The sequence below is a fragment of the Sphingomonas glacialis genome, assembly GCF_006439055.1.
Classification (GTDB): Bacteria; Pseudomonadota; Alphaproteobacteria; order Sphingomonadales; family Sphingomonadaceae; genus Sphingomonas; species Sphingomonas glacialis_A.
This window is the reverse complement of record NZ_RCZC01000002.1, coordinates 1,054,182-1,079,198: the sequence shown is the minus strand read 5'-3', so window position 1 is coordinate 1,079,198 and position 25,017 is coordinate 1,054,182. Positions and strand designations below refer to the sequence as shown.

The window sequence follows — 25,017 nt, the reverse complement described above, 5'->3', positions numbered from 1 at the left end:
TTCGCCTCCCCGCCGCGGCCAGACGCAAAGGGAAGGACCCGCTGCTTATGACCGCCATCGGCCAGGATACACTCGGTACACGCACCACGCTCGACGTGGGCGGCACGTCGTACGACTATTACAGCCTCGCCACCGCTGCCGAGAAGCTGGGCGACATCAGCCGCCTGCCATTCTCGATGAAGGTGCTGCTCGAGAATCTGCTGCGCTTCGAGGACGGCAAGACCGTCACCACCGAGGATCTTCAGGCGATCATCGACTGGCAGCAGGAGCGCAAGTCCGACCGCGAAGTCCAGTATCGCCCCGCGCGCGTGCTGATGCAGGATTTCACCGGCGTTCCCTGCGTCGTCGATCTCGCCGCGATGCGCGATGCGATCACCAAGCTCGGTGGCGACGCCGCCAAGATCAACCCGCTCGTGCCGGTCCATCTCGTGATCGATCACTCGGTGATGGTCGACGAATTCGGCACGCCGAAGGCGTTCGAGGATAACGTCGAGCTCGAGTATCAGCGCAACAACGAGCGCTACGAGTTCCTCAAGTGGGGCTCGAAGGCGCTCGACAATTTCAAGGTCGTGCCCCCCGGCACGGGCATCTGCCACCAGGTCAACCTCGAGAACCTCGCCCAGACGGTGTGGTCCTCGGTCGCGCCCGACGGCAAGACCATCGCGTACCCCGACACCTGCGTCGGCACCGACAGCCATACCACGATGGTCAACGGCCTCGGCGTGCTCGGCTGGGGCGTCGGCGGGATCGAGGCTGAGGCCGCAATGCTCGGCCAACCCGTCTCGATGCTGATCCCCGAAGTCGTCGGCTTCAAGCTGCACGGCTCGCTCGCTGAGGGCATTACGGCCACTGATCTGGTGCTCACCGTCACGCAGATGCTGCGCGCCAAGGGCGTCGTCGGCCGCTTCGTCGAGTTCTACGGTCCTGGCCTCGACGCGCTGTCGCTCGCCGATCGCGCGACGATCGCCAACATGGCGCCGGAATATGGCGCGACCTGCGGCTTCTTCCCAATCGACGACGCCACGCTCACCTATCTGCGCCTGACCGGCCGCAGCGAGGAAAACATCGCTCTGGTCGAGGCGTATGCCAAGGCACAGGGCATGTGGCGCCTCGCCGATGCGCCTGATCCCGTGTTCACCGACACGCTCGAGCTCGACATGGCGAACGTCGTGCCGTCGCTCGCCGGCCCCAAGCGCCCACAGGACAAGGTCATCCTCACCGAGGTCGACGACACGTTCAACGCTGATCTCGCCAAGGTCTACGGCCATTCGAACGCCAAGCGCGTTCCGGTCGATGGCCTTGACCATGACATCGGCGACGGCGACGTCGTGATCGCTGCGATCACCAGCTGCACCAACACCTCGAACCCGTCGGTGCTCGTCGCTGCAGGCCTCGTCGCGCGCAAGGCCAATGCATACGGCCTCAAGCCCAAGCCGTGGGTCAAGACCTCGCTCGCGCCGGGTTCGCAGGTCGTCACCGACTATCTCGACAAGGCCGGGCTCAGCGAAGACCTCAACGCGGTCGGCTTCAACCTGGTCGGTTATGGCTGCACCACCTGCATCGGCAATTCGGGCCCGCTCGCCGCGCCGATCTCGGCGGCGATCAACGGCAACGACATCGTCGCCGCCTCGGTGCTCTCGGGCAACCGCAACTTCGAGGGCCGCGTGTCGCCTGACGTGCGCGCCAACTTCCTCGCCTCGCCGCCGCTCGTCGTCGCCTATGCGCTCAAGGGTACGGTGACCGAAGACTTCACCACCACCCCGATCGGCCAGGCGACCGACGGCACCGACGTCTACCTCAAGGACATCTGGCCTTCGAACGCCGAAGTCCGCGAAGTGATGGACGCCAACATCGACCGCGGCATGTTCCAGTCGCGCTACGCCAGCGTGTTCCTCGGCGACACCAAGTGGCAGGCGATCGCGATCGAAGGCTCGGACACCTATGCGTGGCCGCCGGCCTCGACCTACATCGCCAACCCGCCATACTTCGACGGCATGTCGATGACCCCGGCGCCAGTGCAGGACATCATCGAGGCGCGTCCGCTCGCGATCCTCGGCGATTCGATCACCACCGACCACATCTCGCCAGCCGGTTCGATCAAGGCCGACAGCCCCGCAGGCGCGTGGCTGATGGAGCGGCAGGTCAACCGTGCCGACTTCAACTCGTATGGCGCGCGTCGCGGCAACGATAACGTGATGGTCCGCGGCACCTTCGCCAACATCCGTATCAAGAACGAGATGGTCCCCGGCGTCGAAGGCGGCATGTCCTCGTACAAGGGCGAGACGATGCCGATCTATGACGCGGCGATGCGCTTCAAGGCGGACGGCGTTCCGCTGATCGTCATCGCGGGCAAAGAATATGGCACGGGCTCGTCGCGCGACTGGGCGGCGAAGGGCACCAATCTGCTCGGCGTGCGCGTCGTCATTACCGAGAGCTTCGAGCGTATCCACCGTTCGAACCTGGTCGGCATGGGCGTGCTGCCGCTGCAGTTCGCCGAAGGTGTCGATCGCAAGACGCTCAAGCTCGACGGGTCGGAGAGCTTCACGATCATGAAGGTCTCGGAAATCCGTCCGCGGCAGGATGTCGAAGTCGTGATGACGCGCGCTGACGGCACGGTTGAGACGTTCCTGACGCGTTGCCGGATCGATACCGTCAACGAGCTGGAATATTTCCTCAACGGCGGGATCCTGCAGTACGTGCTGCGCAGGCTCGCAGCCTGATCTGCGGGGAATGAAGAGGGGACGGGTGGCGCTGCCGCCCGTCCCTTTTTCGTATCTGGGGCTGATTAGAAACTCCCTCTCCCTTTGGGAGAGGGAAGGGGCCCGCTCGGCGAAGCCGAGTGGGAAGGGTGAGGGCAGTACATCTCACCACCGTGCGCTGCCCTCACCCGACCTCGCTGCGCTCGGCCACCCTCTCCCGACGGGAGAGGGATAAAACAGGAAATGCCCGCCGCGCACGAAGCGCGACGGGCATCCTTTCCTCCCCAGGAAACTCTCAAAGCCATTCGATCTGTGGCACTTTTTACAAGCTGCCGGCCAGTCGTTGCGCCACTAGGGGCGAAGTCAGGTCGGCGCCTAGCGGGATTCGACAGTGCGATCGGTAAAGGCGTGACTAATCTAGATGTAATACCGGGTGATCTTGTAAAGATGTGACAGATAGGGGCATGGTGCGCCTGCGACTCCGGTGGAGCGCGTAGCAGATCCGAGGACGTGTCATGGCCGATCGCAAACTCTTCGCTGGCCACGCCATCCGCCGCTTGCGGCGCCAGGCCGGGTTGACCCAGGCGGCGATGGCAGAAGTTTTGACGATCTCGCCCAGCTATCTCAACCTCGTCGAAAAGAACCAGCGCCCGCTCTCGGGCTCGCTCATCGTTAAGCTCGCCGAGAGTTTCGACTTCGACCCGCGTGCGCTCGCGGCCGGCGAGCCGGGCGGGGGCGAGGCCGCGCTGCGGCGGCGGCTCGCCGACCCGATGTTCGCCGATCTCGAGATCGACCGCAACGAGCTCGAGGAATGGCTCGCGGCAGCACCTGGCGGGGCGGAAGCCTTTGCCCGCGCCTTCGACCGGATCGGTGCCGGCGGCCCGGTGGCGCCCGGCGCGCTCGACTCGGTCGGCGAGGTTCGGCGCGAGATCGAGCGGTGGCGCGGCTATTTTTCCGATCTCGACACGATCGCCGAGAAGCTCGCCGACGAACTGCGGCTCGGCGCCGGCGACCTGTACGGCGCGATCGCCGAGCGGTTGCGGGTCAAGCATCAGCTCACCATCCGCGTGCTGCCCGTCGATGTCATGCCCGATCTGCTGCGCCGCACCGATCTGCATGCGCGGCAAGTCCAGGTCTCGGAAATGCTCGACCCCGCGTCGCGCACCTTCGCCGTCGCCTATCAGCTCGCCGAGATCGAGGCGCGCAGCGAGATCGACGGCCTGGTCAAGGGCGCGGGCTTCACCGATCGCGCCGCCGAGCGCCTCTATCGCCGCCATCTCGCCAGCTATTTCGCGGCGGCGGTGATGATGCCCTATGCGCGCTTCCTGCGGGCGTGCGAGGCGACGGGCTACGACATCGAATTGCTCCAGCGCCGCTTCGGCGCGGGGTTCGAGCAGGTCGCGCATCGCCTGACGACATTGCAGCGCGTCGGCGCGCGCGGGCTGTCGTTCTTCCTCGTGCGGCTCGACCGGGCAGGGCAGGCGTCGAAGCGCTTCTCGGGTGCGAGCGCGTCGCCGCTGGCGGAGGCCGATGGCCGCTGCCCGCTCTGGCAGATCCACGCCGCGTTCGACCGGCCGGGCAAGCTCGTCGCGCAGCTGGTCGAGCTCGAGGATGGCGCGCGCTGGTTCACGATCGGACGCACGGTCGCTCCGCAGGGGCGGCGGTTCGGCGCGGTGACCGCCGAGTTCGTCGTCGGGCTGGGCGTCGCGGCGGAGCATGGCGGCGCGCTGGCGATGGCGCGCGGCGTCGATCTCAAGGGTGAGGCGATGCCGATCGGCCTGGGATGTCGCGCCTGTGGGCGGGGCCATTGTCCGCAGCGCTCGCTGCCCCCGGCGGGACGCGCGCTGGTGTTCAACGAGCGCGAGCGCGGCGTCAGTGCCTTTACTTTCGGGGGGGATTGAGCGCAGGCTTGGCCGTGCGCGGCGCTCGACCGCGCACGACCGGAGTGAGATCGATGAACACGCAGCCGACTGCCTGACCATCCCGCCGCGACATCGCGGCCTCTCAGCTCTGGAATTTTACCGTGAAACGATTGGAAGACAAACTGTGCGTCGTGACCGGCGCAGGGCGCGGCATCGGTGCGGCGATCGCGCGGGCGTTCGTTGCCGAAGGTGCGCGCGTAGTGGTGACCGACAAGGACGCGGAGAGCGCGCTTCGGCTGGCGGCAGATCTCGGCCAGAGCGCGGCGACGCTCGACGTCGCGGTCGAGCAAGACTGGGCGCGGTTCGCGGACGCGTGGCCGGCGATCGACGTGCTCGTCAACAATGCCGGCGTGACCGGGTTCGAGCAGGGCGCGGTGCCGCATGATCCCGAACATGCCACGCTCGAAGACTGGCGCGCGGTCCACCGGGTCAATCTCGACGGGACCTTTCTCGGCTGTCGCTATGCGATCGCCGCGATGCGCGCGAAGCGGGCGGGGTCGATCATCAACATCTCGTCGCGATCGGGCATGATCGGGATCCCGGCCGCGGCAGCCTATGCGTCGTCGAAGGCCGCGGTGCGCAACCACAGCAAGACCGTTGCGCTCTATTGCGCGCAACAGGGGCTTGCGATCCGCTGCAACGCGATTCACCCCGCGGCGATCCTGACGCCGATGTGGGAGCCGATGCTCGGCGATGGGGCCGATCGCGCGGCGCGCGACGCGGCCCTTGCTGCCGACACGCCGTTGCGACGCTTCGGCACGGTGGAGGAAGTCGCTGCGGTCGCGGTGCTGCTGGCAAGCGACGAGGCCTGCTACATTACCGGATCCGAGCTGACGATCGACGGCGGAATCCTCGCAGGGTCGGCTGCAAGTCCAGCGCGAAGCTAAAATATGGGATGTCACGAATTTACACCGTCACATCCCAATTGGCCAGTATTTGACATCGAGACCCTTGAAAAGGGAGGTTGTTGGCTGTCGCGAATGTCAATTCGTGTACTTATCCTCCCATTCCGACAGCGAGGGTGCCAGCATGACCTACCAGACCGACATCGCCCAGACCAAGAACCTGATCCAGCGCTACAACGGCACCTGGGATGGGATCGACGCCGAGAGCGTCGCGCGGATGCGGGTGCAGAACCGGTTCCAGAGCGGGCTCGACATCGCGCGCTACACCGCCGCGATCATGCGCCGCGACATGGCGGCATACGATGCCGATCCCTCGGCCTACACCCAGTCGCTCGGCTGCTGGCACGGCTTCATCGGCCAGCAGAAGATGATCAGCATCAAGAAGCATTTCGGCTCGACCGAGCGCCGCTATCTGTATCTGTCGGGCTGGATGATCGCGGCGCTGCGTTCGGAATTCGGCCCGCTGCCCGATCAGTCGATGCACGAGAAGACCAGCGTTCCGGCGCTGATCGAGGAACTCTACACCTTCCTGCGGCAGGCCGATGCGCGCGAGCTCGGCATGATGTTCCGCGATCTCGATGCGGCGCGCGCGAGCGGCAACGCAATCGAGGAGCAGCGCCTGCTAAACGCGATCGATAATTACCAGACGCATGTCGTGCCGATCATCGCCGATATCGATGCCGGCTTCGGCAATGCCGAGGCGACCTATCTGCTCGCCAAGAAGATGATCGAGGCGGGCGCCTGCGCGCTGCAGATCGAGAACCAGGTCTCGGACGAAAAGCAGTGCGGCCATCAGGACGGCAAGGTCACGGTGCCGCACGAGGACTTCCTCGCGAAGGTCCGTGCGTGCCGCTACGCCTTCCTCGAACTGGGGGTCGAGGACGGGATCATCGTCACGCGCACCGACTCGCTCGGCGCGGGTCTGACCAAGCAGATCGCGGTGTCGAAGGAGCCGGGCGATCTCGGCGACCAGTACAATTCGTACCTCGATTGCGAGGAAATCGATCCGGCGACGGCGCGCAACGGCGACGTCATCCTCAACCGCGACGGCAAGCTGCTTCGCCCGAAGCGGCTCGCCTCGAACCTGTTCCAGTTCCGCGCCGGAACCGGCGAGGATCGTTGTGTGATGGACTGCATCGCTTCGCTACAGAACGGCGCCGACCTGCTGTGGATCGAGACCGAGAAGCCGCATATCGAGCAGATCGCGGGGATGGTCGACCGGGTGCGGGAGGTCATCCCCAACGCCAAGCTGGTCTACAACAATTCGCCGAGCTTCAACTGGACGCTCAACTTCCGCCAGCAGGTCTATGACGCGTGGGTGATCGAGGGGAAGGACGTGTCGGCCTATGACCGGGCGCGGCTGATGTCGGTCGATTATGATGGCACTGCGCTCGGCGACGAGGCCGACGAACGGATCCGCACCTTCCAGAAGGATGCCGCGGCGCGGGCCGGGATTTTCCATCATTTGATCACGCTGCCGACCTATCACACCGCGGCGCTGTCGACCGACAATCTCGCCAAGGAGTATTTCGGCGATGCGGGGATGCTCGGCTATGTGAAGGGCGTCCAGCGCAAGGAAATCCGCGAGGGTATCGCTTGTGTGAAGCACCAGAACATGTCGGGCTCGGACATCGGCGACGATCACAAGGAGTATTTCGCGGGTGAGGCGGCGCTCAAGGCTGGCGGCGCGCACAATACGATGAACCAGTTCGCGGCCTGACGCCCAAGCCCGAGCGCAAGCTCGGGCGCGGAACCGCGGCAGGCCCGGCCGGCGGGGCCACCAGCCCCGTCCGACGACGCGGCTTTGCCGCGGCGTCGGGATCTATAGATGCTCCTCGGCGAAGGCTGGGCCCGGGAGAGGAAGTCGGGGCAACTGGCGCAATGCCCGCCACTTCCGACATACCGCCTGGGCCCCGGCCGTCGCCGGGGACCGTCTTTCGTAAGGGGGCTTAAGCCCCCGCGTTCGACAGCCGCTCGATCTGCTCGGCGCTCAACTCCAGCGTGATCGACCCGAGCAACTCCTCGACCTGCGCAACGCTCGTCGCGCTCGCGATCGGTGCAGTCACGCCCGGCTGCTCAGCAAGCCACTTCAGCGCGATCTGCGCAAGGCTGGCACCCGTCTCCGCAGCGACCTCGTCCATAACGGCCAACACCGCCGGCCCCGTTCCATCGAGAAACGCCTGCATCCGCCCGCCGCGCACGCTTTTCCCGAAATCGTCGGCGCTGCGATATTTGCCCGTCAGGAAGCCCGAGGCGAGCCCGTAATAGGGCACCACGCCGATGTTATGCTCGACGCAATAATCCTGGAGCTGGCCCTCGAACTTGTGGCGGCTGACGACGTTATATTCGGGCTGGAGCACGTGATAGTGCGGCAGGCCGTGCGCCTTGGCGGCGTCGTTCGCCGATTTGAGCCGCGCCGCGTGGAAGTTCGACGCGCCGAGCGCGCGGATCTTGCCGGCGTCGATCAGCTTGCCGAACGCCGCGAGCGCATCCTCCTGCGCGACGGCATCGTCGTCCTGATGCGCGAAATACAGATCGATCGTCTCGACGCCGAGCCGCTTGAGCGAGGCGTCGCACGCCGCGGCGATCCGCGCGGGCGCGAGCTTCTCGCCGCCTTCGCCCGGCAGCATCCCGACCTTGGTCGCGATCTGCACCTGGTTGCGCTTGCCCGATTGCTTGAGCCACGCGCCGATCACGCTCTCGGACTCGCCACCCTTATGGCCCGGGACCCACGCCGAATAGACGTCGGCGGTGTCGATCATAGTCCCGCCGCCCGCGACGAAGGCATCGAGGACGGCGAAGCTCGTCGCTTCGTCGGCGGTCCAGCCGAAGACGTTGCCGCCCAGCACCAGGGGCGCGATGTGCAGGTCGGTGGCGCCCAGGCGGCGGAGGGTGGTCATTGCGGCTGGTCCTCGTTGCCGGGTGCGTCGTCGTCGACGATCACCGCGGCGTTGGTGTCGGGAGAATTGGCGTCGAGCGACGCGGCCGCCTCGTCAAGCGCCTTGTCCTCGCCCGGCGGTGCGCCGGTCGAGGAGGTGCCGCCCGAACAGGCGGCGACCAGCAGCAAGGGGACGAGCAGCGCGCGCCGCTGAGACCCGATGCGCATCAATCGCGGATGTCGTTGCCGAAATCGGAAATCGCGGCGCCGGCACGATCGGCCGCGCGGTCGGCCTTGTCGGACAGCCGGTCGGCCTTGTTGCCGATCACGGCGCCGGCATTGTCGAGCCGCGTTTCGGCAGCGCCCAGCGCGGCGTCGGTATCGTCGACCGCCTTGGCGCCGGTGGCATTGGCATCGGCAGCCACGCTGTTGGCGGCTTCGCTGATGTCGTTCTGTGCCTTGGGGCTGCACGCGGCGAGGCCGATTGCGGCAAGCACAGTGAGCGGCAGGAGGATGCGGGTCTTGATCATGGCGGGTCCTTGGCTCCCAGAAGTGGGTGCAACGCTAGAGGATGGGGTCGGGGGCTTCAACTCCGGCTGCGCCATGTTGTTGCGCTGGCGTTGCAGATTATGGACGTTCGAACCGCGTTGACCTCATATAAAGATATCTTTATATGAGGTGGCACAATGACCATCGCCCTCGATATCTTCCGCGCGCTCGCCGACGCGACGCGGCTGCGGATCGTCGCTTTGCTGCGCACGATGGAGCTGTCGGTTGGCGAGCTCGCGCAGGTGCTCGGGCAGAGCCAGCCACGCGTCAGCCGTCACGTCAAGATCCTGTGCGATGCGGGCGTCGCCGAGCGGCGCAAGGAAGGCAGCTGGGTGTTCGTTGCGCTCGGCAGCGGCGCGACCGTCGCGCCGGTGATCGCCGCGCTCGATGCGTGGGGCGTGATCGAGCCCGATCATTGGGCGGTGGCGGATGCGGCGCGGCTGGCGGCGGTGCGCGCCGATCGCGCGGCCTCCGCAGCGAGCTGGTTCGAGGCCAATGCCGGGCAATGGGATGCGATCCGCTCGCTCCACATCGCAGAAAGCGAGGTCGAGGCGGCGATGTCGGCGGTGTTGGGAGACGCGCCGATCGGGCAGCTGATCGATATCGGCACGGGTACCGGGCGGATGCTCGAACTGTTCGGCGGGCGGGCAGGGCAGGCGCTGGGGATCGATCGCAGCTCGGAAATGCTGCGGCTGGCACGCGCGAAACTGACCGAGCGCGGGCTCGCCAATGCCGAATTGCGCCAGGCCGATCTGTACGCGCTGCCACTCGGCGACGACGCGGCCGATGTCGCGATCGTCCACCATGTGCTGCACTTCGCGCAGCAACCCGGCGCGGCGATCGCCGAGGCGGCGCGCGTGTTGAAGCCCGGCGGGCGACTGCTGATCGCAGACTTCGCGGCGCATGATCGCGAGGATCTGCGCGCCAAGGATGCGCATACCCGCCTGGGCTTTGCCGACGAGCAGATGGCGACGTGGTTCGCTGCGGCCGGACTCGCCCCGGCGCGGATCGAGACGCTCGAGGGCGGCGAATTGACGGTGAAACTGTGGCTCGCCCGCAAGGTCGGGCAAAGCGTATCAAAGGTGAAGGCGGCATGACGGTTTCGGTAGCGCAGATGCAGGAAGCGCGGCTCGCTCTGGCGACGCCGCTGTTCGCGGATTTGGCGGGCGACGCGCGGGTGAGTTTCGAATTCTTCCCGCCCAAGACCGAGAAGATGGAAGAGACGTTGTGGGAATCGGTGCAGACGCTCGCACCGCTCGGCCCGCGCTTCGTCTCGGTGACGTACGGCGCGGGCGGCAGCACGCGCGAACGCACGCATGCGACGGTCGCCCGGATCGCGCGCGAGACGACGATCCCGGCGGCGGCGCACCTCACCTGCGTCGATGCGACGCGCGAGGAGATCGACGCGGTCGCGCATGAATATTGGGCGGCGGGCGTGCGGCATATCGTCGCGTTGCGCGGCGATTCGCCCGTGGCAGGGCAGCCGTTCGTCTCGCCGGTCGGCGGCTATGAGAATGCTGCTGCGCTCGTCGCGGGGTTGCGCAAGCTCCACCCGTTCGAGATCTCGGTGTCGGCTTACCCCGAATGCCATCCCGATTCGCCGAGCGAGGCGGCCGATCTCGACAATCTCAAGCGCAAGCTCGATGCCGGCGCGACGCGGGCTATCACGCAGTTCTTCCATGAGGCGGAGACATTCTTCCGCTTCCGCGATGCCGCCGCCAAGGCCGGGATCGACGCCGAGATCGTGCCCGGCATCATGCCGGTGATGAACTTCGGCGCGGTGCAGCGCATGTCGGCGATGTGCGGCACGGTGGTGCCGCCTTGGATGGGCACGCTGTTCGATGGCCTCGACGATCGTCCCGCGGCGCGCCAGCTGGTGTCGGCGACGATCGCTGCGGAGCTGTGCCGGCGGCTGTACGCGGGCGGGGTGCGTGACTTCCATTTCTACACGCTCAACCGTGCCGAGCTGAGCTACGCGATCTGCCACCTGCTCGGCATTCGTGCGCAGCCGGCGCTGGTCGCGGCGCAAGCGGCGTAACGGATTTCACCCCTCCCCTTCAGGGGAGGGGCAGGGGGTGGGGGATGTCTCACTGAGCCATCGGCTTGCCGGACTTCCCCACCCCAACCCCTCCCCTGAAGGGGAGGGGCTTAGAAGGAATAAGATCATGACCACCCGCCAGACCTTCCTCGCCGAAGCCGCGAAGCGCATCCTCATCACGGACGGCGCGTTCGGCACCGAGATCCAGAACTGGAAGCTCTCCGAGGCCGACTATGCCGGGGACCTCGGCCTCGCCAAGGACCAGAAGGGCAACAACGACATCCTCGCGCTGACCAAGCCCGAGGTGCCCGAAGCGATCCACCGCGCCTATTTCGAAGCGGGCGCCGATATCGCCGAGACCAACACCTTCTCGGCCAACCGCATCAGTCAGGCCGATTACGCCGCCGAGCATCTCGTGCGCGAGATCAACGTCGAGAGCGCCAAGCTCGCGCGCCGGCTGGCCGACGAGTTCCAGGCCAAGGACGGCCGCCCGCGCTTCGTCGCAGGCGCGGTCGGGCCGACCAACAAGACGCTGTCGCTCAGCCCCGACGTCAACGATCCGGGCTTCCGCGAGATCGACTTCGATTATCTGAAGGACGTCTATCGCGAGCAGGTCGATGCGCTGCTCGAAGGCGGGGCAGATTTCATCCTGATTGAGACGGTGTTCGATACGTTGAACGCCAAGGCCGGGATCATGGCGGTGCTCGAGGCGGCGGAGGCGCTCGGGCGCGACGTGCCGATCATGCTGTCGATGACGCTGACCGATCTTTCCGGGCGCAACCTGTCGGGGCACACGGTCGAGGCGTTCTGGCACGCGGTGCGGCATGCCAAGCCGGTGACGATCGGGCTCAACTGCTCGTTCGGTGCCGAGCAGTTGCGGCCGCATGTGCGTACGCTGTCGGGCATCTGCGACACGCTGATCATGGTGTATCCGAACGCCGGGCTGCCCAACGAGCTCGGCGAATATGACGAGCAGCCCTCGACCACCGCGGGCCTGGTGCGCGAATGGGCGGCCAACGCGCAGGTCAATGTGCTTGGCGGCTGCTGCGGGTCGACCCCGGCGCATATCGCGGCGATCGCCAAGGCGGTCGGTGGGCTGACCCCGCGCGCGCTTCCGGTGCCGCCGGTGGTGACGCGGCTCGCCGGGCTGGAGCCGATGACGATGGCGGCTTAGCCGCGAGCGACCGCCCTTCTTCTCCTCTCCCGCGTGCGGGAGAGGCAGGGTGAGGGCCTTCTTGTTCTATTACGTCTTCAATTGGGTCGTCTCGATCAAGCAGAAGGCCCTCACCCCGACCCTCTCCCGCGAAAGCGGGAGAGGGAGTAGAAAGCAAAGATGACCGCGACCATCTCCACCGCCCAGTTCGTCAACATCGGTGAACGCACCAACGTCACCGGATCGGCGCGCTTCAAGAAGCTCATCATGGCGGGCGACTACCCCGCCGCGGTCGAAGTCGCGCGCCAGCAGGTCGAGAGCGGCGCGCAGGTGCTCGACGTCAACATGGACGAGGGGCTGCTCGACGCCGAGTACGCGATGACGACCTTCCTCAAGCTGATCGCCGCCGAGCCCGACATCGCGCGCATCCCGTTCATGGTCGACAGCTCGAAATGGTCGGTGATCGAGGCGGGGCTGAAGTGCGTCTCGGGCAAGCCGATCGTCAATTCGATCAGCATGAAGGAAGGCGAGGACCAGTTCCTCGCCCAGGCGCGCAAGGTGATGAACTACGGCGCCGCGGTGGTGGTGATGGCGTTCGACACCGTCGGCCAGGCCGATACGCGCGCGCGGAAGCTCGAGATCTGCGGCCGGGCGTATGATCTGCTGATGGGCATCGGCTTCCCGCCCGAGGACATCATCTTCGACCCCAACATCTTCGCGGTCGCGACGGGGATCGAGGAGCATAACAATTACGCGGTCGATTTCATCGAAGCCTGCCGCGACATCAAGGCACGTTGCCCGCACGCGCATATCTCGGGTGGTCTGTCGAACCTGTCGTTCAGCTTCCGCGGCAACGAGCCGGTGCGCCGCGCGATGCACTCGGTGTTCCTCTATTATGCGATCCCCGCCGGGCTCGACATGGCGATCGTCAATGCGGGGCAGCTCGACATTTACGATGCGATCGACCCCAAGCTGCGTCAGGCGTGCGAGGACGTCATCCTCAATAGCGACGAAGGCGCGACCGAGCGGCTGATCGCGATGGCGGAGAGCTTCAAGGGCACCGATGCGGTGGCCGAGAAGGCCGCCGCCGAATGGCGCAGCCTCGATGTCGGCAAGCGGCTCGAATATGCGCTGGTCAAGGGCATCGACGCGCATGTCGTCGAGGATACCGAGGAATGCCGCCAGCTGTTCGCGCGCCCGATCGAGGTGATCGAAGGCCCGCTGATGGACGGCATGAACGTCGTCGGCGACCTGTTCGGATCGGGCAAGATGTTCCTGCCGCAGGTGGTGAAGTCGGCGCGTGTGATGAAGAAGGCGGTCGCGCATCTGCTGCCCTTCATCGAGGCGGCGAAGGAGCCCGGCGCGCGCGGCAAGGGCAAGATCATCATGGCGACCGTGAAGGGCGACGTGCATGACATCGGCAAGAACATCGTCGGCGTCGTGCTCCAGTGCAACGGCTTCGACGTGGTCGACATGGGGGTGATGGTGCCGTGGTCGGACATCCTCAAATCGGCCAAGGAGAATGACGCCGACATGATCGGCCTGTCCGGGCTGATCACGCCGTCGCTCGACGAGATGGTGACCGTCGCCGAGGAAATGAAGCGCGCCGGGATGACGATGCCGCTGCTGATCGGCGGCGCGACCACGTCGAAGGTTCACACCGCGCTGCGCATCGCGCCCGCTTATGATGGGCCGGTCGTCCACGTGCTCGACGCGAGCCGCGCGGTTGGTGTCGCCTCGACGCTCGTCAGCGACACGATTCGCGACGATTTCGTCCAGAAGACCGCCGACGAATATGAAGCGGTGCGCATCGCGCGCGCCAATAAGGGACAGAGCGAGCTCATCCCGATCGAGGCGGCGCGCGCCAATGCGTTCCCGGCCGACATGGCGCTCAAGCCCGACGCACCAAAGCAGCCGGGCGTGCATGTGTTCGAGGATTGGGATCTCGCCGATCTGCGCGAGCTGATCGACTGGACGCCCTTCTTCCGGGCGTGGGAGCTGGCGGGCAACTACCCGGCGATCCTGACCGACGCGGTGGTCGGTGAGAGCGCGACTTCGCTGTTCGCCGACGCGCAGAAGATGCTCGACCAGATCATCGCCGAGAAATGGCTGACCGCCAAGGGCGTCGCCGGCCTGTGGCCGTGCCACCGCGATGGTGACGACGTCTACATCTATACCAGCCACGCCGATGCCCAGCGCAGTCCCGACGGCGCGAGCTTCCCGGCCGACCTCCACACGCCCAATCTCGATCGGACGCACGAGGCGAGCGTCCGGATGCCCTTCCTGCGCCAGCAGATCGCCAAGCGCGAGGGGCGCGCGAACATGTGTCTCGCCGATTTCATCGATCCGGCAGGCGACTGGATCGGCGGCTTCGCGGTCACCGCGGGGCACGGCATCGACGCGCATCTCGCGCGCTTCAAGGCCGACAATGACGACTATTCGGACATCCTGCTGAAAGCGCTTGCCGACCGTCTCGCCGAGGCGTTCGCCGAGCGGCTCCACCAATATGTCCGCACGACGCTGTGGGGTTATGCCGAGGGCGAGCAGCTCACCAACGAGGCGCTGATCCGCGAGCAGTATCGCGGTATCCGCCCCGCGCCGGGCTATCCGGCCTGTCCCGATCACAGCGAGAAGCCGATGCTGTTCGAGCTGCTCGGCGCGACCGACGCGACCGGCATCACGCTGACCGAGAGCTTCGCGATGTTGCCGACCGCGGCGGTGTCGGGCTTCTATTTCGGCCACCCGCAGGCGGAGTATTTCGGCGTGGCACGCGTCGGGCCCGACCAGCTCGAGGAATATGCGACGCGGCGCGGGGTGGATCTCGCGACCGCGACACGCTGGTTGCGTCCCAATCTGGACTGAGGAACGCGGAGGGTTAACCCTCAATTAGCCTTCTCACCGGGCCTTTGCGCGGGCATCGTGCCGCGCAAAGGAGCCAGCCTCATGCGTCGCATTCTACCCCTGCTCGCCATCGCGATCGCCGCCCCAGCCGCCGCGCAGCAGCGCGCGCCCTTCACCATCGAGGGGACGGGCCAAGGCTTCCAGACGATCGACGAGGCGGTCCAGTCGATCCGCATGGGCACCGCGACGATCCTGATCGCGCCGGGCGTCTATCACCAGTGCACGATCCAGTCGGGCGGGCACATCACCTTCAAGGCGGTGACGCCGGGCACTGCGATCTTCGAGGGGACGGCGTGCGAGGACAAGGCGGCATTCGTGCTGCGCGGGCAGAGCTCGGTGGTCGATGGCATCGTCTTCCGCAAGATCGCGGTCGGCGACGGCAATGGCGCGGGGATCCGCAGCGAGGTCGGCGATCTCGTCGTGCGCAATTCGATGTTCCTCGACAATCAGGAGGGTATCCTCGGTGGCCAGCCCAGCGGGCAGAAGATCACGATCGACCATTCGACCTTCGCTGGCCTCGGCCAATGCGACATCACGCCGAGCTGCTCGCACAGCATCTATCTCGCCAATCTCGGATCGGTGACGGTGACCAATTCGCGCTTCGAGCGCGGTACCGGCGGGCATTACGTCAAGCTGCGCACGCCGCACGTCACGATCACCGACAACAGCTTCGACGATACCAAGGGCAGCAAGACCAATTACATGATCGATCTGTCGCAAGGCGCGACCGGGCTGATCGCGCGCAACACCTTCGTGCAGGGGGCGCACAAGGAAAATCACAGCGGGCTGATCGTCGTATCGGCCGAGGCGAAGACGTATAGCGCGGCGGGGCTGCGGATCGAGGACAACGACGCGAGCCTCGCGCCGGGTGCGCCGACCAATCCGGCGTTCATTGCCAATATGAGCGGGGATCAGCTTGCGATCGGCGCGAACCGGCTGGGGGCTGGGATCCGGTCGTACGAGGTGCGGTAAGCTTTTCTCCCTCTCCCTTCGGGAGAGGGAAGCGGCCCGCCGGCGTAGCCGGTGGGAAGGGTGAGGGCAGCACACCTCAACGGCGTGGACTGCCCTCACCCGACCTCGCTTTGCTCGGCCACCCTCTCCCAAAGGGAGAGGGGTTTGTTTCAGCGGCAGGGCGCTCCGCCAGCGGCCAAATCCAAACACCGCCCATCCATCTTCGGCGCGGTCAGCGGCAGCGCGATCTGGCGTGCGAGCGTCGGTGCGATATCGACCGTCTCGACGCCGGCGGTATGTTCGAACCCGGTCATCCCCTTGCGCCAGAACAGGATCGGCACGCGGCGATCGTAATCGTACGGGCTGCCATGCGTCGCGACATAGCCGCCCGTCGCGCTCGGGATCGGCGTCACGCGCGGCTTGAGCAACACGACGAAGTCGCCCGACCTCCCGGTCAGGAACGACGCCCGCGCGCGCTCGAGCATGGTCCACTTTTCGGGCGGCCCCTTGGGGCTCGGCGTCGCGCGGATCTGTGCCGCGGTGAACACCTCGGCCACCTGCGGTGCAGCCTTGTAATAGGCGATCGCTGCGGTCTCGACCGCCTTGTGCTGCGCGCTCGTGAGGTCCTTGGCGATGTAGACGTCGCCATTGGGAATGTCGCCAAACAGCACGGGCTTGGCGATGCCGAGCTTGGCCGCGATCTCCTTCCCCGCGAAGGCGGGGGCGAGCATGACCTTCGCGCGCTGCGCATCCGGGAGCCCGGCATCGACTTCGCGTTCGGGAAGGTCGTTGCCGCCGTGATCGGCGGTCAGCACGACCTCATAATCGACGCCCGTCGAATCGAGCACCTGAAAGAACGAGCCGAGCGTCGCGTCGAGCTGCTGAAGCTGGATGCACATCTCGGCGCCCTCGGTGCCATAGGTGTGGCCGATATAATCGGTCGCCGAGGCGCCGACGTCGATGATGTCGGTGGTCGGACCTTGCCCGAGCTTCATGTCCTGAACGAGCCCCGCCGCCAGCGCGACGATCGCGCCGTCGAATGCGGGCGAGGCGCGGAAGCCCGTGGCGCTGCCCGCTGCGCGCTCGAAATGCCCCGCACCGACGGTCTTGCCGCCGCCGAGTTGCACCGCGCGGTCGTGCGATGTGCACACCTCGGGCACGTCGAGCGCGGCTTGCGGCGCGGCGATCCTGGCGGCGGTCGCTGCATTGGCGCGCGTGACGACGGCGGGGGTGGCGCGGCCGGCATAGCTGACGAACGCCTTGCCGTTCCACCACCAGAGCTCGTCGACATTGTGTCCGCCCATCATCACCGCGGCGCGATCCTTGCCCGCGACCGAGACGACGCGGATCGCCGGATTGGCGGCCTTCATCCGCTCGCCGAGCGTGGGGACGAGCAGGTGCTTGTCGGACACGGTGTACTGGCCGTCATGCGTCGTGCCGGGGACGGTCTCGTCCTCGGCGCAATACACCACCTTGTCGGCGCGCGCGACGCTGAGGTCGGTCCAGTTGTTCGCGATGATGCCGGTATGTTCGGGGCGGAAGCCGGTCAGGATCGTCGAATGGCCGGGGCAGGTCTCGGTCGCGGCGTGGCTCTGATAGCCGCTCGGGAAGACGCCGCCCTGCTGCAGCCGTGCGAAACCGCCGGTGAAGGATTTGCGATATTCGGCGAACAGGTCGGCGGAGAATTGATCGACCGAGATGACGACGATCAGTTTCGGCGCGCTGGCGGGCGGGGTGAACGGCGCGGCTTGCTGGGCGGAGAGCGGGGCCGACAGCAGCGCGAGCGCCATCGCCAAGAGGGAAGCCTGTCGTTTCATCGGTGATCTCCGCGCCATATACTTGACCCCGCGCGAGCTATGCCCTTGGTGCGCGCGACCTACAAGGATGTGCGAATGCGCTGGTTTCATTTCGGCTTGATGACGGTTCTGGCGTTGCTGACGGCAAGTGCCGCGCAAGCCGATGGAGGCCCGATCGGTGCGCCGGGCGCGCATCACCTCGCGATCACGTTGGTGGCGGAAAGCGTGACCCCCGCCGCGGGATCGACCGTCACGGTCGCGCTGGCGACGGTGCCCGAGGCCGGCTGGCACGGCTATTGGGAAAATCCCGGCGATGCCGGCTTTCCCGCCAAGCTCGAGTGGAGCCTGCCCAAGGGCATGACCGCAAGCGAGCCGGTCTATCCGGTGCCGGGGCGGCTCGTCGTCGCCGATTTGATGAACTATGTGTTCGAGAAGCCCTATGCGCCGCTCGTCACGCTGAAGGTGCCGGCTGGTCTTGCCGCCGGGACCGCGCTGCCGATCAAGCTGCACACCACCTATCTCGTCTGTTCCGCGACGGTGTGCGTGCCCGAAGCGGCCGATCTGTCGCTCGCGCTGACCGTCGGCGACGGCGCGATTGCGCCCGACACGCAGGCGCGCTTCGATGCGTGGCGCCGCGCCGTGCCCAAGCCGCTCGATGCGAAGGGCGTCTTCCAGGCAAGCGACGGTCGCATTCGCATCGCGATCCCTTACCCGGCGGGTGCTGCACTCAAGGATGCCTATTTCTACCCGGTCACGACCGGGCTGCTCGATTACAACGCGCCGCAGACGGTGACGCAGGATGGCGACCGTCTGATCGTTGAGACCAAGGCCGGCGCGACCGGCGGGGCAGGCCCGCTCGTCGGCGTGCTGCAGATCGGCGCGCAGCAGGGGCTGCGCGTGACCGCCGATGCCGGCTCCGTCGCTGCGACGGCGGCCACATCGACGGCGCCTGCGGGCGGCGTGCTGCTCGCGACGCTGATCGCCTTTGCCGGGGCGATGCTCGGCGGGTTGATCCTCAATATCATGCCATGCGTCTTCCCGATCCTCAGCCTCAAGGCGCTGAGCCTCGCGCGCGGGCATCTCGACGAGGGCGCGGCGCGGCGTGAGGCACTGGCCTATACCGGCGGCGTCGTCGCGGTGTGCGTCGGGCTTGGCGCGGCGATCCTCGCGTTGCGCGCTGGCGGCACTGCGGTCGGCTGGGCGTTCCAGCTGCAGGATCCGCGCGCGATCGTCGTGCTGCTGCTGCTGACGGTGGCACTGTCGCTCAACCTCGGCGGGCTGTTCGAGATTCCGACGCCGCAATTCGTCAACCGCTCGGGCGGGGCGGGCGGCGCGTTCGCGACCGGCGCGCTCGCGGCGTTCATCGCGACACCGTGCACAGGGCCCTTCATGGGCGCGGCGTTGGGGGCGGCGCTGGTGCTGCCGTGGCCGGCGGCGCTGGCGGTGTTCGCGGGGCTGGGCCTCGGGCTCGCCATCCCGTTCCTCGCGCTCGGCTTCGTGCCGGCGTTGCGCAAGCGGCTGCCCAAGCCCGGCGCGTGGATGGAGACCTTCCGCCACATTCTGTCGGTGCCGATGTGGCTGACCGCGCTTGCCTTGGCGTGGGTGCTCGGACGGCAGGCTGGGGTGAACGGGCTGACGCTCGGCCTCGGCGCGGCGCTGTTCGCGGGCTTCGCACTGTGGATCGGCGGTCGTCGGCAGGCGCGCGGGCTGGCGTTCGGCTGGGGCGCGCTGATCGCGCTGCTGATCGTGACGATCGGCGGCGCGGCGCTCGTCTCGCGCGCACCGGCGCAGGCGGCGGTGGCGGAGGCGGGCAGCGAGCCCTTCACCGAGGCGCGGCTCGATGCGCTGCGCAAGGCGAACCGGCCGGTGTTCGTCTATTTCACCGCCGACTGGTGCCTGACCTGCAAGGTCAACGAGAAGGCTGCGATCGAGACCGATGCGACGCGCAAGGCCTTCGCCGATCACAAGGTCGCGGTGCTGCTCGGCGACTGGACCAATGGCGATGCGACGATGGGGCGCTTCATCGAGGCGCATAACCGCGCCGGCGTGCCGCTGTACCTCTATTACGCGCCCGGCGCTGCCGAACCGCGAGTCTTGCCACAGGTGCTGACTCCGGGGATGCTGGCGGCGCTATGATCGCCCGCATTCTCGCCGCACTGGCCGCGCTGTTCGTCGGGATCGCTCCGGCGGGTGCGCAGTCCTCGCCCGCATGGTCGCGACCAACCGCGCCGTTCCATATCGCTGGACCGATCTGGTATGTCGGGACCGAGGGGCTGGGTGTCTATGCGGTGGTCACGCGCGACGGCACGATCCTCGTCAGTGGGCCGCTCGCGCAAAGCGCCGGGCTGATCGAGCGCAACTTGGCGACGATTGGGGTGCGCCCGCGCCAGATCAAATGGATCCTCAATTCGCACGCGCATTTCGACCATGCCGCGGCGTTCGCCGAACTGCGCCGCTGGAGTGGTGCCAAGCTCGTCGCCTCGGCTGGCGATGCGCCTGCGCTGCGTCGTGGTCGGCACGAGGCCGACAATGAGAACGGGCACACCCGCTTCGCGCCGGTGCCGGTCGACCGGGTCGTGCGCGATGGCGAGCAGGTCAGCGTCGGTGGCGTCGCGCTCACCGCCGTGCTGACGCCGGGACATACGCCGGGCTGCACGACCTGGACGATGCCGGTGGTCGAGCGGGGGCGGCGATTGATGGTGGTGTTCCCGTGCAGCGTGACCGTTGCGGGCAATCACCTGGTCGGCAATCGCGCCTATCCCGGCATCGTCGCCGATTATCGTGGCAGTTTCGATCGCCTGGCGACGCTGCCCGCCGATATCGTGCTGCCGATGCACCCCGATCTGGTCGATTTGCTCGGACAGGCCAAGCGCCGCGATGCGGGTGCGCCCGATGCGTTCGTCGATCGCGCGGTGCTCCCGCGTCTGGTGGCGGAGGCGCGGCGCGACTTTGCAAGCGCCCTGGCGCGCGCAGCAAAGCGCTAGGCAGCGGATTTCTTTTCAGCAGCGCTTGTGCGGCGCAACAATCCATCGCAGCATGGAACCCAGGATGTATCTGGGGGCTTTATCATCTCGATGGGGACACGACCGGCGTTTGACGAAATCATGGGGCAGGCGGGGTCGACGACCCCGCGGGACGAACTTGCCGCCTTGGGCGCCTGGATCGAGACCACGCCCGACGCCGAGCTGCGGCGGCGCCAACAATCGGCCGAGGCAACCTTCCGCCAATTGGGCATCACCTTCGCGGTGTACGGCGAGAGCGATGCGAGCGAGCGGATCATCCCGTTCGATATCGTCCCGCGCATCTTCCTTGCCGACGAATGGGAACGGCTTTCGGCCGGCCTCGTCCAGCGCGTCGAGGCGATCAATGCCTTCCTCCACGACATTTACGGCGAGCGCCGGATCCTCGCCGAAGGCGTGCTGCCGCCCGACCTGATCTTCGGCAATCCGCAATTCCGCCCCGAGATCGCCGGCATCCGCCCGCCGCACGACATCTGGGCGCATATCTGCGGGATCGATCTGGTGCGTACCGGGCCCGACGATTTCTTCGTGCTCGAGGACAATGCGCGCACCCCGTCGGGGGTGAGCTACATGCTCGAGAATCGCGAGGCGATGCTGCGGCTGTGCCCCGAACTGTTCCGCGATTTCCACGTCGCGGCAGTCGATTCCTATCCCGATCGCCTGCTCGAGACGATGAAGTCGGTCGCGCCGGTCGGCGTCGCCGCGCCGGTCTGCGTCGTGCTGACGCCGGGGCATTATAATTCGGCCTATTACGAACACAGCTTCCTCGCCGATTCGATGGGAATCGAACTGGTCGAGGCGGCCGATCTCGTCGTCGATGACGATGTGGTGTGGATGCGCACGATCGCGGGCCGCGTGAAGGTCGATGTGATCTACCGCCGGATCGACGACGACTATCTCGATCCGCTCGTCTTCCGGCCGGATTCGATGCTCGGCGTGCCGGGGCTGATCGCAGCCTATGCCGCGGGCAATGTCGCGCTGCTCAACGCGCCGGGCAACGGCATCGCCGACGACAAGGCGATCTATTCGTACATGCCCGAGATCGTGAAATTCTATTCGGGCGGCGACCCCAAGCTGCCCAATGTCGAGACGTGGCGCTGCCGCGAACCGCAGGCGCTGAAATATGTGCTCGAGCGGCTGCCCGAGCTGGTGGTGAAGCTGGTCGATGGGTCGGGCGGATACGGCATGCTCGTCGGCCCGACCGCGACCAAGGCCGAAATCGAGAGCTTCCGCGCCGCGCTGATCGCCGAGCCGCACCGTTACATCGCGCAGCCGACGCTCGCGCTGTCGACCGTGCCGACGCTCGCCGCGGCGGGCCTGGCGCCGCGGCACGTCGATTTCCGGCCGTTCGTGCTGACCGGATCGAAGGGCGTACAGGTCGTGCCCGGCGGGCTCACGCGCGTCGCGCTCAAGGAGGGATCGCTGGTGGTAAATTCCTCGCAAGGCGGCGGCACCAAGGACAGTTTCGTGCTGATGGACAATGGCGCGGGGGCCGAACCTAAGGGACAGCTCCAGTCGCAGACGCAATCGCAGGAACAGGTTTCGTGAGCGGGCCCGTCGCACTCTCGGCGTACCGGGGCGATCCGCAATGCTGAGCCGCACCGCATCGTCGCTCTACTGGCTCGGCCGCTATGTCGAGCGGACCGATTTCATCGCGCGACTCGTCGAGGCGACCGTCCGGCTCGACGTCCTCTCGCCGCGCCCGGCGGGCGAGGCGGCGTGGGCCTCGGCGTTGGCGGTTACCGAGACCGATGCCGCTTTCGCCAAGACCGGGCAGAGCATCTCGCAGAACCCCGTCGCGCGCTTCCTGACGGTCGATTCGAGTCATCCCGGTTCGATCGTCCGCGCGCTCGACATGGCGCGCAATAATGCCCGCGCCGTGCGGACCGCGCTGACGAAGGAAGCCTGGACCGGCATCAACCGCGCCTGGCTGATCTTCGACAACCGCTCGAGCCCGGGCGGCGCGATGGCGACGCTCAATCTGGTCGAGGCGGTCAAGGCCGAGACGCGCGGGTTCGAGGGCGCGGTCCACCGCATGCTGCGCAACCAGACGACGTGGTTCATCCGCCTCGGCCAGGCGATCGAGCGTGCGGACAACACGGCACGGCTGCTCGACGTCAAATATCACATCCTGCTGCCCAAGGGTGAGTCGGTCGGCGGCGTGGTCGATCGCGACCAATGGACGACGATCCTGCAGACCGTGTCGGCGGTGACCGCATATCGCTGGCTCTATTCGGAGGGGTTGAAGCCGGCGAACGTCATCGACCTGCTGATCGCGCGCTCCGAGCTGCCGCGCAGCCTTGCCGCCTCGGTCGAGGAAGCGGTCGAGATCCTCAATTTGCTCGCCAAGCGGACCGGGCTGCACGGCGAAGCCGACCGGATGGCGCGCAACCGGCACCAGCGCCTGTCGCGCACCAAATCGGGCGAGGTGATCACGCAGGGTCTGCACCAATATCTGCAGGGCTTCATCGCCGAGAACGACAATCTCCACCTGGCGGTCGGCCGCCAGTTCAAGTTCAGCTGATGCGGCTCGCGATCGATCACCGCACGACGTATCGCTTCACCAGCCCGCAGGCGCGGCTGACGCAATTGCTGCGATTGACGCCCGAGGACACGCACGACCAGTCGGTCGCGGGGTGGCACCTCCATGTCGATTGCGACGCGCGGCTGCGATATGGGCGCGACGGGTTCGGCAATCGCACGACGATGCTCTATGTCGAGGGACCGATCGACAGCATCGAGATCCATGTGTCGGGCGAAGTTTTGACCAATCGCTCGCACGGTATCGTGCATGGCGGGCATGAGCCGTTGCCGCCGCAACTGTTCCTGCGCGAAACGCCGCTGACCACGCCCAATGCCGAGATCGCCAGCTTCGCGCAGACGATCGACGAGAGCGATCCGGTCGCGCGGTTGCATGCGTTGAACCTCGCGGTGCATCGCCGCTTCGCGCTGTGTCGCGGCAAGCCGGTCGCCGGGCGTACCGCGATCGAGGCGTTTGCCGAAGGAGAGGTGAGCGCGCGCGATCTGGCGCAGGTGTTCGTGACCGCGGCGCGGACGCTCGGCGTTCCGGCGCGCTACGTTTCGGGCTACAGCCCGGCGTGCGTCGATGTCGCCGATGCGCGCCCCGCGCCGCATGGCTGGGCCGAGGCGCATGTGCCGGGGCTCGGCTGGGTGGCGTTCGATCCCTGCACCGGGCTGTGCGCCGACGAAGCCTATGCGCGCGTTGCCGTCGCGCTCGATTCCGCCGGCGCCGCGCCGGTCGCGGGGTCGCGGCTCGGCGAGGGCGAGGAATTGCTCGACGTCGACCTGCACGTCGATCGCACGTCGGGGCAGTAGCCCCGCACGGAGATCAGCGCGTCGTCACCAGCTGTTCGGCCATGATCGCGTATTTTTCGGCAGGCGGCGAATAGACCGCATCTTCGTCGACCAGCACGCTCCAGCCCTGCGGCCCGAGCACCTCGATCGGGCGATAGCGGATCTTGTACGCCATCCGCGGCGATCCCTTCACCCAATAGCCGAGATAGACATAGGGGAGGCCCACGGCGCGCGCGCGGAGAATGTGGTCCATGATGATCATGTTGCCGAGCCCGGGGCGATCCTCGCTGTCGGCGTCGAAGAAGCTGTAGATCATCGACAGGCCATCGGCATGCTGGTCGGTGAGGCATGCGCCGATCAGCCGGCCGCGTTCGCCGTGGAGCGAGGGCTCGCGATATTCGACGATGAAGCTGTTGACCGGCGAATGCTCGACCATGTCGGCATAATCGCCTTCGTCCATCTCGGCCATGCCGCCGCCGGGGTGGCGCGAGGCGAGGTAGCGGCGCAGCAGCTGGAATTGCTCGTCGGTCGCCCAGGGGCGGCAGGCGGAGACTTCGAGATCGGCATTCTTGCGCAGCTGCTTGCGCTGCGTCGCATTCGCCTCGAAGTCCGACACCACGACGCGCACCGAAACGCAGGCGGTGCAGCCCGAGCAGCTCGGGCGATAGGCGACCGACTGGCTGCGGCGGAACCCGATCCGGCCGAGCGCATCGTTAAGATCGCTCGCTTGCTCGCCGCGCAACTCGGTAAACACCTTCCGCTCCTGGCGGCCGGGCAAATACGGGCAGGGCGACGGGCTGGTGACGAAGAATCGTGGAAAGCGGAATGGCGCTGTCACCGCGTAAGGTCCCTTGAAATGGCGCGTCCCGCTGCCCCCCGCGGCCAGCTCG

The 25,017-nt window shown here is 66.8% G+C and carries 19 protein-coding genes; 14 read left to right on the top strand and 5 right to left on the bottom strand.

Going from position 1 to position 25,017, the window contains the following annotated elements; genetic code table 11:
• Positions 1–47 precede the first annotated feature (47 nt).
• The 4 genes from acnA to EAH76_RS08895 all read left to right on the top strand — a co-directional run bounded on the left by acnA (position 48) and on the right by EAH76_RS08895 (position 7,246).
• A complete protein-coding gene (gene acnA / locus EAH76_RS08910) occupies positions 48–2,720 on the top strand; it encodes an aconitate hydratase AcnA (RefSeq protein WP_140849882.1) in 2,673 nt (890 codons plus the stop codon).
• A gap of 494 nt (positions 2,721–3,214) precedes the next feature.
• A complete protein-coding gene (locus EAH76_RS08905; RefSeq protein ID WP_140849881.1) occupies positions 3,215–4,600 on the top strand; it encodes a helix-turn-helix domain-containing protein in 1,386 nt (461 codons plus the stop codon).
• A 122-nt stretch (positions 4,601–4,722) separates the two neighbouring features.
• Positions 4,723–5,508: an SDR family oxidoreductase gene (locus EAH76_RS08900; RefSeq protein ID WP_140849880.1), complete on the top strand. Its 786-nt coding sequence runs from the start codon at positions 4,723–4,725 to the stop codon at positions 5,506–5,508.
• A 142-nt stretch (positions 5,509–5,650) separates the two neighbouring features.
• Positions 5,651–7,246, top strand: a complete 1,596-nt coding sequence (locus EAH76_RS08895; protein ID WP_140849879.1) for an isocitrate lyase — start codon at positions 5,651–5,653, stop codon at positions 7,244–7,246.
• 229 nt (positions 7,247–7,475) lie between these two features.
• Here the strand turns inward: EAH76_RS08895 and EAH76_RS08890 are convergent, their stop codons facing one another.
• The 3 genes from EAH76_RS08890 to EAH76_RS08880 are packed head-to-tail and all read right to left on the bottom strand — an operon-like array spanning position 7,476 to position 8,934.
• Positions 7,476–8,426 carry an aldo/keto reductase gene (locus EAH76_RS08890; protein WP_140849878.1) on the bottom strand — a complete coding sequence of 317 codons (951 nt, stop codon included), beginning with the start codon at positions 8,424–8,426 and terminating at the stop codon, positions 7,476–7,478.
• Positions 8,423–8,632: a hypothetical protein gene (locus EAH76_RS08885; RefSeq protein ID WP_140849877.1), complete on the bottom strand. Its 210-nt coding sequence runs from the start codon at positions 8,630–8,632 to the stop codon at positions 8,423–8,425. The genes EAH76_RS08890 and EAH76_RS08885 overlap by 4 nt, the downstream gene beginning before the upstream one ends.
• Positions 8,632–8,934, bottom strand: coding sequence for a hypothetical protein (locus EAH76_RS08880; RefSeq protein ID WP_140849876.1), 303 nt, complete (start codon positions 8,932–8,934; stop codon positions 8,632–8,634). Before EAH76_RS08880 ends, EAH76_RS08885 begins: the two co-directional genes overlap by 1 nt.
• A gap of 156 nt (positions 8,935–9,090) precedes the next feature.
• Between EAH76_RS08880 and EAH76_RS08875 the strand changes: the two genes are divergently transcribed.
• From EAH76_RS08875 to EAH76_RS08855, 5 genes are all read left to right on the top strand, one after another.
• The gene (locus tag EAH76_RS08875) at positions 9,091–10,050 is read left to right on the top strand and encodes an ArsR/SmtB family transcription factor (RefSeq protein ID WP_140849875.1); all 960 of its coding nucleotides are present in this window, start codon (positions 9,091–9,093) and stop codon (positions 10,048–10,050) included.
• A complete protein-coding gene (gene metF / locus EAH76_RS08870) occupies positions 10,047–10,991 on the top strand; it encodes a methylenetetrahydrofolate reductase [NAD(P)H] (protein ID WP_140849874.1) in 945 nt (314 codons plus the stop codon). Before EAH76_RS08875 ends, metF begins: the two co-directional genes overlap by 4 nt.
• A gap of 127 nt (positions 10,992–11,118) precedes the next feature.
• Positions 11,119–12,165, top strand: a complete 1,047-nt coding sequence (locus EAH76_RS08865) for a homocysteine S-methyltransferase family protein (protein ID WP_140849873.1) — start codon at positions 11,119–11,121, stop codon at positions 12,163–12,165.
• 159 nt (positions 12,166–12,324) lie between these two features.
• Positions 12,325–15,006 carry a methionine synthase gene (gene metH, locus EAH76_RS08860; RefSeq protein ID WP_140849872.1) on the top strand — a complete coding sequence of 894 codons (2,682 nt, stop codon included), beginning with the start codon at positions 12,325–12,327 and terminating at the stop codon, positions 15,004–15,006.
• A gap of 81 nt (positions 15,007–15,087) precedes the next feature.
• Positions 15,088–16,017: a right-handed parallel beta-helix repeat-containing protein gene (locus EAH76_RS08855; protein WP_140849871.1), complete on the top strand. Its 930-nt coding sequence runs from the start codon at positions 15,088–15,090 to the stop codon at positions 16,015–16,017.
• A 149-nt stretch (positions 16,018–16,166) separates the two neighbouring features.
• Here EAH76_RS08855 and EAH76_RS08850 read toward each other — a convergent pair whose 3' ends face one another.
• Positions 16,167–17,813, bottom strand: coding sequence for an alkaline phosphatase family protein (locus EAH76_RS08850; RefSeq protein WP_140849870.1), 1,647 nt, complete (start codon positions 17,811–17,813; stop codon positions 16,167–16,169).
• Between the two features lie 75 nt (positions 17,814–17,888).
• Between EAH76_RS08850 and EAH76_RS08845 the strand changes: the two genes are divergently transcribed.
• The 5 genes from EAH76_RS08845 to EAH76_RS08825 all read left to right on the top strand — a co-directional run bounded on the left by EAH76_RS08845 (position 17,889) and on the right by EAH76_RS08825 (position 24,148).
• Positions 17,889–19,928 (top strand): protein-disulfide reductase DsbD family protein, encoded by a 2,040-nt coding sequence (locus EAH76_RS08845; RefSeq protein ID WP_140849869.1) that lies wholly within the window; start codon positions 17,889–17,891, stop codon positions 19,926–19,928.
• Entirely contained in the window at positions 19,925–20,776 is an 852-nt protein-coding gene (bla, locus tag EAH76_RS08840; RefSeq protein ID WP_140849868.1) for a subclass B3 metallo-beta-lactamase, read from the top strand. Before EAH76_RS08845 ends, bla begins: the two co-directional genes overlap by 4 nt.
• A 90-nt stretch (positions 20,777–20,866) precedes the next feature.
• The gene (locus tag EAH76_RS08835; RefSeq protein WP_140849867.1) at positions 20,867–22,360 is read left to right on the top strand and encodes a circularly permuted type 2 ATP-grasp protein; all 1,494 of its coding nucleotides are present in this window, start codon (positions 20,867–20,869) and stop codon (positions 22,358–22,360) included.
• Positions 22,361–22,400: 40 nt separating this feature from the next.
• Complete coding sequence (locus tag EAH76_RS08830; RefSeq protein WP_140849866.1) at positions 22,401–23,336, top strand: alpha-E domain-containing protein; 936 nt, start codon at positions 22,401–22,403, stop codon at positions 23,334–23,336.
• Positions 23,336–24,148 carry a transglutaminase family protein gene (locus EAH76_RS08825; protein ID WP_140849865.1) on the top strand — a complete coding sequence of 271 codons (813 nt, stop codon included), beginning with the start codon at positions 23,336–23,338 and terminating at the stop codon, positions 24,146–24,148. Before EAH76_RS08830 ends, EAH76_RS08825 begins: the two co-directional genes overlap by 1 nt.
• 13 nt (positions 24,149–24,161) lie before the next feature.
• On the opposite strand, the gene EAH76_RS08820 is transcribed toward EAH76_RS08825, so the two are convergent.
• A complete protein-coding gene (locus EAH76_RS08820) occupies positions 24,162–24,965 on the bottom strand; it encodes an arginyltransferase (RefSeq protein WP_140849864.1) in 804 nt (267 codons plus the stop codon).
• Between the last annotated feature and the right edge of the window lie 52 nt (positions 24,966–25,017).

Coding starts and splice junctions, on each gene's coding strand:
- acnA (WP_140849882.1), top strand. CDS start 48: ATGACCGCCATCGGCCAGGATACACTCGGTACACGCACCACGCTCGAC.
- EAH76_RS08905 (WP_140849881.1), top strand. CDS start 3,215: ATGGCCGATCGCAAACTCTTCGCTGGCCACGCCATCCGCCGCTTGCGG.
- EAH76_RS08895 (WP_140849879.1), top strand. CDS start 5,651: ATGACCTACCAGACCGACATCGCCCAGACCAAGAACCTGATCCAGCGC.
- EAH76_RS08890 (WP_140849878.1), bottom strand. CDS start 8,426: ATGACCACCCTCCGCCGCCTGGGCGCCACCGACCTGCACATCGCGCCC.
- EAH76_RS08885 (WP_140849877.1), bottom strand. CDS start 8,632: ATGCGCATCGGGTCTCAGCGGCGCGCGCTGCTCGTCCCCTTGCTGCTG.
- EAH76_RS08880 (WP_140849876.1), bottom strand. CDS start 8,934: ATGATCAAGACCCGCATCCTCCTGCCGCTCACTGTGCTTGCCGCAATC.
- EAH76_RS08875 (WP_140849875.1), top strand. CDS start 9,091: ATGACCATCGCCCTCGATATCTTCCGCGCGCTCGCCGACGCGACGCGG.
- metF (WP_140849874.1), top strand. CDS start 10,047: ATGACGGTTTCGGTAGCGCAGATGCAGGAAGCGCGGCTCGCTCTGGCG.
- EAH76_RS08865 (WP_140849873.1), top strand. CDS start 11,119: ATGACCACCCGCCAGACCTTCCTCGCCGAAGCCGCGAAGCGCATCCTC.
- metH (WP_140849872.1), top strand. CDS start 12,325: ATGACCGCGACCATCTCCACCGCCCAGTTCGTCAACATCGGTGAACGC.
- EAH76_RS08855 (WP_140849871.1), top strand. CDS start 15,088: ATGCGTCGCATTCTACCCCTGCTCGCCATCGCGATCGCCGCCCCAGCC.
- EAH76_RS08850 (WP_140849870.1), bottom strand. CDS start 17,813: ATGAAACGACAGGCTTCCCTCTTGGCGATGGCGCTCGCGCTGCTGTCG.
- EAH76_RS08845 (WP_140849869.1), top strand. CDS start 17,889: ATGCGCTGGTTTCATTTCGGCTTGATGACGGTTCTGGCGTTGCTGACG.
- bla (WP_140849868.1), top strand. CDS start 19,925: ATGATCGCCCGCATTCTCGCCGCACTGGCCGCGCTGTTCGTCGGGATC.
- EAH76_RS08835 (WP_140849867.1), top strand. CDS start 20,867: ATGGGGACACGACCGGCGTTTGACGAAATCATGGGGCAGGCGGGGTCG.
- EAH76_RS08830 (WP_140849866.1), top strand. CDS start 22,401: ATGCTGAGCCGCACCGCATCGTCGCTCTACTGGCTCGGCCGCTATGTC.
- EAH76_RS08825 (WP_140849865.1), top strand. CDS start 23,336: ATGCGGCTCGCGATCGATCACCGCACGACGTATCGCTTCACCAGCCCG.